This is a genomic window from Paractinoplanes rhizophilus, assembly GCF_042664765.1.
GTDB classification, from domain to species: domain Bacteria; phylum Actinomycetota; class Actinomycetes; order Mycobacteriales; family Micromonosporaceae; genus Actinoplanes; species Actinoplanes rhizophilus.
Genome location: NZ_JBHTBJ010000038.1, coordinates 56,364 through 67,665 on the forward strand (window position 1 = coordinate 56,364; position 11,302 = coordinate 67,665).

Annotated in this window: 14 protein-coding genes; 5 read left to right on the forward strand and 9 right to left on the reverse strand. The window is 71.7% G+C overall.

What is annotated here, in order from left to right; all coding sequences use genetic code 11:
- Window positions 1-38 precede the first annotated feature (38 nt).
- Both ACFQS1_RS33125 and ACFQS1_RS33130 read right to left on the reverse strand, forming a co-directional pair.
- On the reverse strand, window positions 39-701 hold the full coding sequence (locus ACFQS1_RS33125; RefSeq protein WP_378975942.1) for a hypothetical protein: 663 nt from the start codon (window positions 699-701) through the stop codon (window positions 39-41).
- 33 nt (window positions 702-734) lie between these two features.
- Window positions 735-1,193, reverse strand: coding sequence for a carboxymuconolactone decarboxylase family protein (locus ACFQS1_RS33130; RefSeq protein ID WP_378975943.1), 459 nt, complete (start codon window positions 1,191-1,193; stop codon window positions 735-737).
- Window positions 1,194-1,314: 121 nt separating this feature from the next.
- Between ACFQS1_RS33130 and ACFQS1_RS33135 the strand changes: the two genes are divergently transcribed.
- Complete coding sequence (locus tag ACFQS1_RS33135; RefSeq protein WP_378975944.1) at window positions 1,315-2,139, forward strand: sigma-70 family RNA polymerase sigma factor; 825 nt, start codon at window positions 1,315-1,317, stop codon at window positions 2,137-2,139.
- A 10-nt stretch (window positions 2,140-2,149) separates the two neighbouring features.
- Here the strand turns inward: ACFQS1_RS33135 and ACFQS1_RS33140 are convergent, their stop codons facing one another.
- Genes ACFQS1_RS33140 through ACFQS1_RS33160 form a run of 5 tightly spaced genes read right to left on the reverse strand, consistent with a single transcriptional unit; the run spans window position 2,150 to window position 6,294 of the window.
- Window positions 2,150-3,109: a quinone oxidoreductase family protein gene (locus ACFQS1_RS33140; protein WP_378975945.1), complete on the reverse strand. Its 960-nt coding sequence runs from the start codon at window positions 3,107-3,109 to the stop codon at window positions 2,150-2,152.
- Window positions 3,106-3,468: a hypothetical protein gene (locus ACFQS1_RS33145; RefSeq protein WP_378975946.1), complete on the reverse strand. Its 363-nt coding sequence runs from the start codon at window positions 3,466-3,468 to the stop codon at window positions 3,106-3,108. Before ACFQS1_RS33145 ends, ACFQS1_RS33140 begins: the two co-directional genes overlap by 4 nt.
- On the reverse strand, window positions 3,465-4,328 hold the full coding sequence (locus ACFQS1_RS33150) for a DODA-type extradiol aromatic ring-opening family dioxygenase (protein WP_378975947.1): 864 nt from the start codon (window positions 4,326-4,328) through the stop codon (window positions 3,465-3,467). Before ACFQS1_RS33150 ends, ACFQS1_RS33145 begins: the two co-directional genes overlap by 4 nt.
- Window positions 4,329-4,330: 2 nt before the next feature.
- Window positions 4,331-5,110: a citryl-CoA lyase gene (locus tag ACFQS1_RS33155; RefSeq protein WP_378975948.1), complete on the reverse strand. Its 780-nt coding sequence runs from the start codon at window positions 5,108-5,110 to the stop codon at window positions 4,331-4,333.
- A gap of 53 nt (window positions 5,111-5,163) precedes the next feature.
- Window positions 5,164-6,294 (reverse strand): CaiB/BaiF CoA transferase family protein, encoded by a 1,131-nt coding sequence (locus ACFQS1_RS33160; RefSeq protein ID WP_378975959.1) that lies wholly within the window; start codon window positions 6,292-6,294, stop codon window positions 5,164-5,166.
- Window positions 6,295-6,476: 182 nt separating this feature from the next.
- On the opposite strand from ACFQS1_RS33160, the gene ACFQS1_RS33165 reads away from it, so the two are divergent.
- The 3 genes from ACFQS1_RS33165 (at window position 6,477) to ACFQS1_RS33175 (ending at window position 9,129) form a co-directional block, all read left to right on the forward strand.
- A complete protein-coding gene (locus ACFQS1_RS33165; RefSeq protein WP_378975949.1) occupies window positions 6,477-7,883 on the forward strand; it encodes an amidohydrolase family protein in 1,407 nt (468 codons plus the stop codon).
- A 10-nt stretch (window positions 7,884-7,893) separates the two neighbouring features.
- Window positions 7,894-8,697, forward strand: a complete 804-nt coding sequence (locus tag ACFQS1_RS33170) for an IclR family transcriptional regulator domain-containing protein (RefSeq protein ID WP_378975950.1) — start codon at window positions 7,894-7,896, stop codon at window positions 8,695-8,697.
- Window positions 8,698-8,817: 120 nt separating this feature from the next.
- On the forward strand, window positions 8,818-9,129 hold the full coding sequence (locus ACFQS1_RS33175; protein WP_378975951.1) for a hypothetical protein: 312 nt from the start codon (window positions 8,818-8,820) through the stop codon (window positions 9,127-9,129).
- A gap of 98 nt (window positions 9,130-9,227) precedes the next feature.
- Here the strand turns inward: ACFQS1_RS33175 and ACFQS1_RS33180 are convergent, their stop codons facing one another.
- Together ACFQS1_RS33180 and ACFQS1_RS33185 are read right to left on the reverse strand one after the other, a co-directional pair.
- Window positions 9,228-9,563 carry a nitroreductase family deazaflavin-dependent oxidoreductase gene (locus ACFQS1_RS33180; RefSeq protein WP_378975952.1) on the reverse strand — a complete coding sequence of 112 codons (336 nt, stop codon included), beginning with the start codon at window positions 9,561-9,563 and terminating at the stop codon, window positions 9,228-9,230.
- Between the two features lie 49 nt (window positions 9,564-9,612).
- Entirely contained in the window at window positions 9,613-10,467 is an 855-nt protein-coding gene (locus ACFQS1_RS33185) for a MarR family winged helix-turn-helix transcriptional regulator (protein ID WP_378975953.1), read from the reverse strand.
- Window positions 10,468-10,567: 100 nt separating this feature from the next.
- Between ACFQS1_RS33185 and ACFQS1_RS33190 the strand changes: the two genes are divergently transcribed.
- Window positions 10,568-11,200: an FMN-dependent NADH-azoreductase gene (locus tag ACFQS1_RS33190; RefSeq protein ID WP_378975954.1), complete on the forward strand. Its 633-nt coding sequence runs from the start codon at window positions 10,568-10,570 to the stop codon at window positions 11,198-11,200.
- Window positions 11,201-11,302 lie beyond the last annotated feature (102 nt).

Sequence of the window (11,302 nt, forward strand, 5' to 3'; positions counted from 1 at the left end):
CGCCTCGCGATCGCGGCATGCCCGGGGCGTGATCGCCGTCAGGAGTCGGCTTCGAGGTGCCGGCGGGACTGCTCACGGACCCGGCCGAGCGCCGCGTCCCACTCGTCGGGAGCGGCATCCGCGTCGCGGCGGCCGCTGAACCAGTCGGAATGGGAGATCACGGCCCAGGCGAGCGCCGCCAGCGCGACCAGCGACAGAATCACCTGCAGGCCCTGCACGATGTCCTCGGCCCAGGAGTACCAGCCGGGGTAGAGCAGCGCGCGCACCGCCGCCTCCTGCTCGCCGATCGCCGAGCCGTGCAGGTCGGCGAAATAGTTCGCCAGCGTGCGCGTCTCGGTCGCGTCGACACCCACCCCGAAGAGCCCGAAGAGCGTGGCCGCCGCGCCCACCACCAGCGCGGTGGTGCGCGCCCAGGCGCGCCCGCGCAGCAGCCAGATCCCCATGCTCGAGTACGCGAGGCAGACCACCCCGAGCACCACGAGCTGGATCGCGCCGCCCCGCCCGCGCAACAGCTCGGGCGGCTCGATCCCATAGTCGGCTTTGATCTTGTCGAGCAGGGCGACCAGCTCGTGCGCGTTGGTACTGGCCCTCCACTGCAGTTCCATAAGGCCGTCGAGCAGGAGCAGCAGACCCACCGGCGCGAGCGCCATGGTCAGTTTCGCCGCCAGCCGCACGAGGCGTGGAACATCGGTCCCCGTCATGCCGCGCATGCTAGTCCCGCATGCGGTCCGGCTTCATCCCCAATTCTGCGGCGCCTGCTGCCGGGTGGTGACGTTGAGGCGGTTGAAGAAGTTGGTCGTGGCGATCCACAGCACGATCGCGCCCAGCTGGCGGTCGTCGAAGTGCTTCGCGGCCTCGTCCCAGATGGCGTCGGGCACCGCGTCCGGCTGGTCGGCGAGCCGGGTCGCGTACTCCGAAAGGGCGAGCGCCGCGCGCTCCGCGTCGGTGAAGTACGGCGTCTCCCGCCACACCGGCACGGCGAACAGGCGGTCGTCGGACTCCCCGCTCTTGCGCATGTTGCGCGCTCCGGAGTCGACACACGGGCCGCACCCGTTGATCTGGCTGCCCCGCAGGTGCACCAGCTCCAGCACGACCGGGTCCACGCCGGCCGAGTGCGCGGCCTTGTAGAGCAGGTTGACCGCCTTGGTCACGTCGGGCATCAGGTCGGCGGAGTATTCGAGACGAGCGGACATGACGTTTTCTCCTCGTTGCGCGGGCGCCGTCACATCGGCGCCGTTTGGTTCGTCGGTGAGTAGACGAAGCGCGAACGGGGATTGTGACCGATGTGGCATAAGCCACAAAGGGGGCGAACAGATGGATGACCTGGCACTGGCGGAACAGTTCGAGGCGAACCGGCCGCGGCTGCGCGCGGTGGCGCTGCGCATGCTGGGCTCGACCGGCGAGGCCGACGACGCGGTGCAGGAGGCCTGGCTGCGACTCAGCCGCGCCGGCGGCGACGTCGACAACCTGTCGGCCTGGCTCACCACGGTGGTCGGCCGGGTCTGCCTCGACATGCTGCGGCAGCGCACGGCCCGCCGCGAGGACGAGTACGCGTCGGACGACCAGCCCGCCGCCGAGCCCGACCCCGAGCAGGAGGCGCTGCTCGCCGACTCGGTCGGCCTCGCGCTGCTGGTCGTCCTCGAGACGCTCGCGCCGGCCGAGCGGCTCGCCTTCGTGCTGCACGACCTGTTCGCCGTCTCGTTCGACGAGATCGCGCCGATCGTCGGCCGCTCGCCGGACGCGACCCGCCAGCTGGCCAGCCGCGCCCGCCGCCGGGTCCGCGCCAACCCGTCCGCCGACGCCCCCGCCGACCCGCAGATCGTCGACGCCTTCCTCACCGCGGCCCGCGGCGGCGAGCTGGGCACGCTGCTGACGCTGCTCGACCCGGACGTCGAGGTGCGGCTGAACGGCGCCATCCAGCACCGCGGCGCGAACAACGTGGCGGGCTTCTTCTCCGGCAGCGCCCAGGCCGCCCGGACCGCCCTGATCGACGGCGCGGCCGGCTTCGTCGTGGTCCTGGCCGGCGAGACCCGGTTCGCCGTGCGCGCCACCGTCGACAACGGCCGGATCACGGCGCTGGACGCGACCAGTGACCCGGCCGAGATCGCCGCCCTGGAGATCGTGCGGCTACGCCCCTGAGGGCGAGGCGCTACAGCACCAGCACGATCCGGCCGTCGGCCTCGCCGGCGGCCTGCCGTTCCCACCCGCGCGCGACGTCGCCGAACGGCACCACCTCGTGCGACACGGTGAGCCGGCCGGCGGCCGCGAGCGACGCGATCTCGCCGATCGACTCGGCCCGCTGCGCGGTGGACAGCGCGTTGTTGGTGTAGCCGAGCACCCGCAGCGAGCCGCTGCGCAGCGTCGCCGAGTCGATCGGCGCGGTCGGCGACGCCGAGCTGCCGAGGTTGACCAGCCGGCCGCCCGGCCGCAGCACCCGCAGCGCCGCCGCGGCCGAGACCCCGAAGACCGGGTCGAGCACCAGGTCGGCCGGGCCCGAGGCGGCGCGCAGCCGGTCGGCCAGCGACATCGGGTCGTCGTCGGGCCGCAGCAACACCCCCTCCTCGGCGCCGTGCCGCACCGCCCGCTCGAGCGCCTCGGACGACCGGGACACCGCGATCACCCGGCCGGCGCCGGAGATCCGGGCCAGCTGGACCGCGGCCTGGCCGACCACGCCGGCGGCGCCCAGCACCACCACGGTCTCGCCCGGCGTGAGCCCGCCGGTGCGGGTGAGCGCCGAGTGCGCGGCGACCGCGGAGAGCCCGAGGGCGGCGATCAGCGGCAGCGGCACGCCCCGGGGCAACGGCACCACGTCCACGTGCGGCACCGAGACCGCCGCGGCCATGCTGCCGTCGCCCGGCCGCATCCCGGCCGAGGTGGCGAACCAGACCGGGGTGCCGTCGTCGCGGTACCCGACACCCTGCACCCCCGGCACGTACGGCGTGGCCGGCATCCCGAAGTAGCTGGTGCCGGAGGCGCAGAGCAGGTCGAGTGGGGTGATCGGCGCGGCCGCCACGGTGATCGGCACCTCGCCCGCGCCGGGCACCGGCGCCGGCCTCTTCTCCACCGCCGGCGGACGGCCGCAGATCCGCAGGACGGCCGCGGGGATCATGTCGCGATGTCCGGGTACGGCAGCGAGAAACGGGCCATCCGGGCGCCGTACGCCTTCTGGTACTCCAGCGGCTCGGTGTTGTCCCGCTCGAACATGGCGATGAACAGCGTCAGCGTCAGGAACGGATGCGCGCCCAGCTCGAACAGCTTGCAGTGGTCGTGCTCGATCAGCGCCGTCCGCTCCTCGTCGGTGAAGCGCTGCCACGTGCTGGCCTCACCGGTCAGGCAGTTGAGCACCGTGTTGGCCCGTTCCGCCTCCCACCAGGTGACCAGCTCGCGCGGCGACTCCCGATAGCGTTCGACGAGCTCGGGGTCGCGGTCCACCGTGTACAGGAATTTGTCCAGCAGATACTTGCTCATGCCGGGGCTCCGTTCGGGTACCAGGTGAAGTAGGCCTCCATGGTGTGGAAGAGGTCGAGGCTGTCGACGTAGTCGGCCTTCGCGCCGGCCCCGGCCACGCCCATCATCAGCATGAAGTCCATGAAGCCGTGCGTGGCGTTGCCCGGCGCGTGCAGGCTCTCCAGCGACACTTCGCGCAGGCAGCTGTCGAGGTCGCCGGTGGCGATCCACTCGACCGCACGCTGGTCGAATTCCGGGTCCGGCCCGTGCGGTCCGAATTGTCGCGGCCCACCCAGCTCGAGCGACAGATGTCCGGTGCCGATGATCGCGACCCGCAGATGCGACGGCCATTCCTCCACGATCTTGCGGATCGCCGCACCCAGCGCCACGAAGCGGGAGGGCTGCGGCAGCGGCGGCGCGAAGATGTTGGTGTAGATCGGCACGATCGGCAGATCGGCCTCGGGCCGCAGCGTGATGATCGGGCAGGTGACGCTGTGGTCGATCCGCAGCTCGTTGCTGAACGCCAGGTCGAAGCCCTGGTCGAGGCCCGAGCGCAGGATGTGCGCCGACAGGTCCTCCTGGCCCTTGAGCAGCATCCGCGGCAGGCCGAACTCGCGCTCCTCGTTGTACCAGTTGGCGTCGTAGAAGGGCGCCTTGCCGACCAGGAACTGCGGCATGTTGTCCAGCCACAGCTGGTGGAAGTGGTCGGAGCCGACCATCACCAGCACGTCCGGGTTCGCCCTGGTCAGAGTCTCGCGGAAGGCGGTGATCTTGCGGACCCACTCGTCGGCGAACGGCGGCCGGTCGTCGCCGGTGGCGGTGCTGGCGCGATAGTAGAACGGGTGATGCGTCGAGGCGATGACCGCGACGATGCTGGCCATAGTCAGTCCTCTCGAGAGCCGGGAAGGGGTTCGTAGACGGCGTTCCGGTCGACGGTGAGATAGATCTGGTTCGCGATCGGGCGGCGGCGCTCCTCGGCGATCTGACCGAGCAGCCCGGCGGCCCGCGCCAGCAAGGCGAATCCTCGCAGCAGATCGGTGGGCAAGCCAAGATCGGCCAGCGCCGCGCCGCAGACGCCGGCGCCGTTGAGCGGCAGCCGCCGCCCGAGCACCTCGGGATGCACCCGGCCGATCGCCTCGAACAGCCGCAGGTGCGGGCCGCGCAGGCCCTCCTGCTCGGCGATCGCGATCAGCACCGGGGTGCGCGGATCCTGCTCCTTGTGCACCGGGTGGCCGAGCCCGGGGACGAAGCGCTTCTCCTCGCGGGCCTTGCGCACGGCGTTCAGCGCGATCACGTCGTAGTCGCGCTCGGTGCCCGCCGCCACCAGCGTCGCGGCGAGGAACTTGCCGCAGTCCTCGGTCACGCCCAGGAAGCGGGAGCCCCCGCCGAGCAGGCCGGCCGCCAGGGCGCCCTGCAGGGAGTCCGGCGCCGACAGGTACGTGAGCCGGGCGGCGATCGCCGTGGGCGTGAAGCCGTGGTCGGCCAGCGCCACCAGCACCGCCTCGAACAGCCGGGTCTCCCCCGCGCTCGGCCGCCGCCCCGCGACCAGCCAGAACGCCAGCTCGCCGAAGCCCACCTTGCCCATCAGGTCGGCCGCCAGATCCTGCCCGAGCAGCGAGATCGTCTCCGGGGTCGACGTGCCGAGCCCGGTAGGGAAGCTCAATTCCGTCTCTTGCCCGGGTTCTCCGCGCCGTCCGGAGGACCCGGAGGACCCGGTCATTGATTCAGCCACGCGCGGATCTCCTCGCCGTGTTCGTCGAGACCGGGCGGCGGCAGTTCGTAGCCCGCCGGGGTCTCGGAGAAGGTGATCGGATTGCGGACCCCGGGGACCCCGCCGGCCGAGATCACCGGATCGAGGCCGAGCTCGGACGCCAGCGCCACCCCGCCGTCGATGGTATTGATCGGCGCGCACGGCACCCCGGCCGCGAGCAGCTCGCGGAACCACTCGTCCTTCGTCCGCTTGCGCAACCGCTCCACCAGGATCGGCCGCAGCTCCTCGCGGTTGGCCGTGCGGTCCTGGTTGCGCGAGAAGCGCGGATCGGACGGCAGGTCGGGCAGGTCGAGCACCTGGCACAGCTTGCGGAACTGCCCGTCGTTGCCGGCGATCACGATCAGCTCGCCGTCGGCGACCGGCAGCGGCTCGTACGGGAAGAGGCTGGGGTGCGCGTTGCCCATCCGGAACGGGATGGTGCCGCCGGCCACGTACGCGCTGGAGTGGTTGACCAGGCCGGAGAGCGCCGACGAGAGCAGGTTGACCTCGACGTGCTGCCCCTGGCCGGTCGCCGCGCGGTGGTTGAGCGCGGCCAGGATGCCGATCGTGGCGTGCATGCCCGCCATCACGTCGAAGACCGAGATCCCGGCGCGGTACGGCGGCCCATCGGGGGCACCGGTCAGGCTCATCAGCCCGGAAATGGCCTGCACCATGAGGTCGTATCCGGGCAGTTCCGCGCCGAGCCCGGATCCGAACCCGCTGATGCTCGCATAAATGATCTTGGAATTGGCCGCCGCGACCGCGGAGTAATCGAGGCCGAAACGGGCCAAGCCGCCGGGCTTGAAGTTCTCGATCATGATGTCGGCCCGCCGGGCCAGCTCCTGCGCGACGGCGACGTCGGCCGGGTCCTTGAGGTTCAGCGCCACCGACCGCTTGTTCCGGTTGATCCCCAGGTAATACGTGGACACGCCGTCCCGCTCGGGCGGGATCCAGGTGCGCGTGTCGTCCCCGGCCGGCCCCTCCACCTTGATCACCTGCGCGCCGAGGTCAGCCAGCAGCATCGTCGCGTACGGCCCCGCCAGGATCCGGGAGAAATCCGCCACGAGCAGACCGTGCAAAGGGCCCTGCGCCATCATCACCGCCCGTTCTGCGGACACTCGTCCGCTGAGCCAGCTTGCGCCGTCGGAGCGCGCCTGTCAACGGCACCTTTAACAAGGCCGAAACGGCCTATTGACCGGGAAGGTGACCGGGAGCACACTGACGCCACTCGCCCTGCCCGCTCTGCGGACAGCGGTCCGGATTCCCGAAAGGATGGGCGATGAGCGACAGCGACCGGCCGGTGATCTTCAAGAACGGCCTCGTTCTCACCATGGACGACGCGCACACGGTCCACCAGCGCGCTGACGTGCTGATCATTGATGGCAAGATCGCCGAGGTCGGCCCGGGCCTGACCGCGCCCGAGGGCGCGATCGAGATCGACGCGACCGACGGCGTCGTGATGCCGGGCATGGTCGACACCCACCGCCACATGTGGCAGACCGCCATGCGCGGCTACGGCGCCGACTGGACCCTCACGCAGTACTTCGTCTGGTACTACCTCGAGTCGGGCAAGCTGTTCCGCCCCGAGGACATCTACGCCGGCAACCTCCTCGGCGCGCTCGAGGCGATCGACTCGGGCGTCACCACCACCGTCGACTGGTCGCACGGCCTGCAGACCGCCGACCACGCGGACGCCGCCGTCGACGCGCTCGAGGCGGTCCCCGGCCGGTTCGTGCTCGCCTACGGCAACATCCAGCAGGGCCCGTGGGAGTGGTCGACCTCCGACGCGTTCCAGGACTTCTACCGCCGCCGCATCGACGGCGGCAAGCTGGCCGGCTTCCAGCTCGCCTTCGACATCCCCGGCGACCCCGCGTTCCAGGAGAAGGCCGCCTTCGAGGTCGCCCGCGACCTGGGCGTCCCGGTCACCACGCACGCCGGCGTCTGGGGCGTCACCACTGACGACGGCATCCGGCTCATGTACGAGAACGGCTTCATGACCCCGGGCAACGTCTACGTGCACGCGGCCTCGCTCAGCAGCGACTCGTACCACCGGATCGCCGCCACCGGCGGCTCGGTCTCGGTCTCCACCGAGAGCGAGCAGAGCGCCGGCCAGGGATACCCGCCCACCTGGCAGCTGCGCAAGCACAACGTCCCGGTGTCGCTCTCGATGGACACCAGCGTGTGGTGGAGCGGCGACCTCTTCTCGGCGATGCGCACCACGCTCAGCGCCGACCGGGTCCGCGAGCACATGGAGGCGCACGGCAACAAGGAGACCGTCACCCACCACGCGCTGCGCGCCGAGCAGGTCGTCGACTGGGGCACCCGTGGCGGCGCCAAGGCGCTCGGCATGGATTCCTCGATCGGCGCGCTCACCCCCGGCCGCCAGGGCGACGTCGTGCTGATCAAGAACGATGCCTCGCCCGCGATGTTCCCCGTGCTCAACCCGTACGGCCACGTGGTCTTCCAGGCACAGCGCGGCGACGTGCACACCGTCGTGGTCGGCGGCAAGGTGGTCAAGCGCGACGGCAAGCTGGTCGACGCCGACCTCGCGGCGGCCCGCGCCAAGGTGAACGCGACCATCGACCACCTGCGCGAGACCCTGGGCGAGGAGGCCTGGCAGCGCGGCATGAACCCGGAGATTCCCGAGGCGAGGATCCTGCACAACCCCTATCAGTACACCAAGTAGGGTTCGGCAAATGACCGACAGCGGAAGGGGCACGGGGCCCGACTTCATCGAGGCCCTTGCCCGCGGCCTCGACGTCCTGCGCTCCTTCCGCCCCGGCACTCCCGCGATGACGCTCAGCGAGATCGCCGGCCAGACCGGCCTGGCCCGTCCCACCGTGCGCCGCATCCTCATCACGCTCGAGGAGCTCGGCTACGTCCGGTCCGCCGACCGCGGCTACGCCCTCACCCCGCGGGTGCTCGACCTCGGCATGGCGTACGTCAATTCGCTGAGCATGTGGGAGGTCGCCCGCCCGCACATGGAGAAGCTCGTCTCGCAGACCAACGAGTCCACATCGATGGCCCAGCTCGACGGGCACGACATCGTCTACGTGGCGCGCGTGGCCGTACCCAAAATCGTCACCCTGGCCGTCACCATCGGCACCCGCTTTCCGGCCCCCGCCACCTCGATGGGCAAGGTGCTGCTGGCGGCCCTGCCGCCGGCAGCCCTGTCGGCCGTCCTGGCCGAGCCGTCCCGCTCCGGCATCAACGCCCGCTGGCAGCCGACCGCGGCCGATCTCGACGCCGCCCTGCGCGAGGTCCGGGCCAAGGGCTGGGCGCTGGCCGACCAAGACCTGGCGCCCGGCATCCGCTCGGTGGCCACCGGCGTCCGCGACGGCGACGGCACCGTGATCGCCGCGATCAACGTCACCGTCCACGCCGCCGAGACCTCGGTCGAGACCCTCATCGAGGACCACCTGCCCAAGCTGCTGCGCACCGCCGCCGACATCAGCCACGACTGGTCCCTGGCCGCCGCGGTCCCCGCCACGAGCGCCTAGCGCAGCAATCCGATCCTCAGCGTCACGGCCAGCCACAGACCGGCCAGATAGGCCAGAATCGGCCGCGGCGCAACGCTTCCGGCGTGCGAACCGACCGCGGCAGTGCCAGGCTTGATATTCGTGAAGCAGGTGAACGATCTCTTCGACCCGCCGCCCGACCGCTGGGGCCTGCGCGGCGATCCGTGGGTGTGGCAGGCGATGCGCGACCACCTCACCGGCACGTACCTCCCGCCCACGCTGGGCGAGTGCGAGGCGATGCTCTACGCCGCCTTCAACCGCATCGTCGGCGTCGACCTGGCCACCGAGCTCGAACCGATGGTCTTCCGCCGCGAGTTCGCCCACGGCGGCATGTCCTCCGGCCAGATCCATCTCGACACCTGGCGCGCCGAACTGCTCCCGCTCCTCGTCGACCGAGCAAGAACAAAGATCTAACCCATATCCGTACGAGTCAGCACCGGTCCCCCGCGCGCCGGCGCGCGGCCACCTGCCACCCCAGGCCGCAGCGCGCCTTTCGCGCGCGGCAGTGGGTTTCACACCCGTCGACGCAGCACCCGGAACTCCCGGCGGCGCAACGCCTTCAGCACCCACGCGGCGGGATACCCGAAGGCACGCAACCCCACCTCCGGCGGGCACACCTCGATCCGGTCGATCTCGTACTCGACGCCGCCCACCACCACCCGGCACCGGCCGGCCGCCTCGACGTTGCGATACCACGCCACCTCGGGCCCGTAGGTCAGCTCCGCCACGAAGTCGTCGCCCAGCCGGGCCAGCAGCAGCGGCGTCTCGTACGCCCGCCCGGTCTTCCGGCCCACGTGCCGGACCAGCGCGAACGGCCCCACCCCCGCGCGAGCGAGGCGGACCGTCACGCGGTTGAGCGTGTTCTTGAGCAGCCAGAGCCAGCTCCGGCGAACCCGGCTAATCGCGCGCCCCCAGACGCCCCGACCCGCCCGCCGACCCAACGCCCGCACCGGACGGCCCGACAGCCAACCCACCCGCCGACCCAACGCCCGCCGCACCGGCCGACCCACTCGCCGACCCGCCGGCCGCGCCCGCCGACCCGAGCCCCTCCACGCCGCCCGACGCGCCCGCCGACTCGAAGCCCTCGGTGCACGATGACTCGAACGACCCGACCGCCGCCGTGCACGGCGAATCGGCCGTCCGCTCGAGGATCGCCCGGTCGAACTCCTCGGCGCCACTCGCCGGATCCTCGGCGGCCTCCTCGGCGGCTGCCTCGGCGATCGCCTGCTCGAGGGCCAGCGCGAGCTCGGGGGACGCCGACCCGACGAGCTGGCGGCAGATCTGCCGCAGCTGCCCGACCTGCTCGGGCGCGATCGCGTCGAAGACCAGCCGCCGGGCCTCCCGGACGTGCCCGGGCGCCGCGGCCTCCAGCATCGCCATGCCCTTCTCGGTGAGCATCGCCTCGGTGCAGCGGACATCGGTGTTGTGCACCTCGCGCCGCACCCAGCCCTGCCGTTCCAGCCGGGTCACCGCGTGCGACAGGCGGGACGCCGAGCCGCCCGCGTACTGGGCCAGCGTGTTCATCCGCACCGCCCGGCCCTGCCGGCGGGCCAGCGCGGACAGGATCGAGTACTCGAAGAAGTTCAGCCCGGAATCGCGCTTGAGCTGGGCGTCTATCGCCGTCGGCAGGCTGGCCAGCAGGGAGATGAGAGTCATCCAGGCGTTGCGCTCGTCGGTGGTCAGCCAGGGCACGTCGTCATCCGGCGGCGGGGTGCGGTCGCGGGCGCTCCCGCCGCCCGTGGTGTTTGTCACCACTGAAGGGTACCCGTCTTGAATATTCAATACTTGCCGTGGCAAGCTTCAGGGCGACGCGGTGTTGAATGTTCAACACCCGAGACCAGGGAGCGTTTCCGTGACCGTTCTTCGTATCGACGCCAGCATCCAGGGCCCCCGCTCGGCCAGCAGCGAGCTCGCCGACATCGTCGAGGCCGAGTGGCTGGCCGTCCGGCCGGAGACCACCTTCGTGCGCCGCCACATCGGCTCCGACCCGCTGCCCGCCGACGCCTGGGCACACGCGGCGCTGAGCGGGTTCGTGACCGCCGACCAGCACACCGACGACCAGCGCGAAGCGGTCGCGCTGGCCACCACGCTGGCCGCCGAGCTGCGCGACGCCGAGGCCGTGATCCTCGCGCTGCCGCTGTACAACTGGGGCGTCTCCCAGCACGCCAAGATCTGGATCGACCTGGCCATCGCCGGCGGCGCCCAGGGCGAGCGCCTGCTCGACGGCAAGCCGGCGATCGTCGTGACCACCCGCGGCGGTGGCTACAGCCCCGGCACCCCGCGCGAGGGCTGGGACCACAACACCGCCTACCTGCGCCGCATCGTCGCCGACGTGTGGGGCGCCGACCTCACGCTGATCGAGCGCGAGCTGACCCTGGCCGGCGTCAACCCGGCCATGGACCCTTTCATCGAGACCGCCGAGCTCCTGAAGAAGACCGCCCACGAAGCAGCCACCCACGCCGCCCGCACGGTAGCCACCCGCTGACCGCACCCGCGCGTCCGCGCCCCACCCGCACGCGCGCCCGCGCCCCACCCGCACGCGCCCGCGCCGCCACCCGCACGCACGCGCCGCCCGCACGCACGCCCG

What these genes read in the sequence shown, in the direction of transcription:
- ACFQS1_RS33130 (WP_378975943.1), bottom strand. Translation starts at nt 1,193, where the DNA reads ATGTCCGCTCGTCTCGAATACTCCGCCGACCTGATGCCCGACGTGACC.
- ACFQS1_RS33160 (WP_378975959.1), bottom strand. Translation starts at nt 6,294, where the DNA reads ATGATGGCGCAGGGCCCTTTGCACGGTCTGCTCGTGGCGGATTTCTCC.
- ACFQS1_RS33135 (WP_378975944.1), top strand. Translation starts at nt 1,315, where the DNA reads ATGGATGACCTGGCACTGGCGGAACAGTTCGAGGCGAACCGGCCGCGG.
- ACFQS1_RS33165 (WP_378975949.1), top strand. Translation starts at nt 6,477, where the DNA reads ATGAGCGACAGCGACCGGCCGGTGATCTTCAAGAACGGCCTCGTTCTC.
- ACFQS1_RS33125 (WP_378975942.1), bottom strand. Translation starts at nt 701, where the DNA reads ATGACGGGGACCGATGTTCCACGCCTCGTGCGGCTGGCGGCGAAACTG.
- ACFQS1_RS33145 (WP_378975946.1), bottom strand. Translation starts at nt 3,468, where the DNA reads ATGAGCAAGTATCTGCTGGACAAATTCCTGTACACGGTGGACCGCGAC.
- ACFQS1_RS33150 (WP_378975947.1), bottom strand. Translation starts at nt 4,328, where the DNA reads ATGGCCAGCATCGTCGCGGTCATCGCCTCGACGCATCACCCGTTCTAC.
- ACFQS1_RS33140 (WP_378975945.1), bottom strand. Translation starts at nt 3,109, where the DNA reads ATGATCCCCGCGGCCGTCCTGCGGATCTGCGGCCGTCCGCCGGCGGTG.
- ACFQS1_RS33170 (WP_378975950.1), top strand. Translation starts at nt 7,894, where the DNA reads ATGACCGACAGCGGAAGGGGCACGGGGCCCGACTTCATCGAGGCCCTT.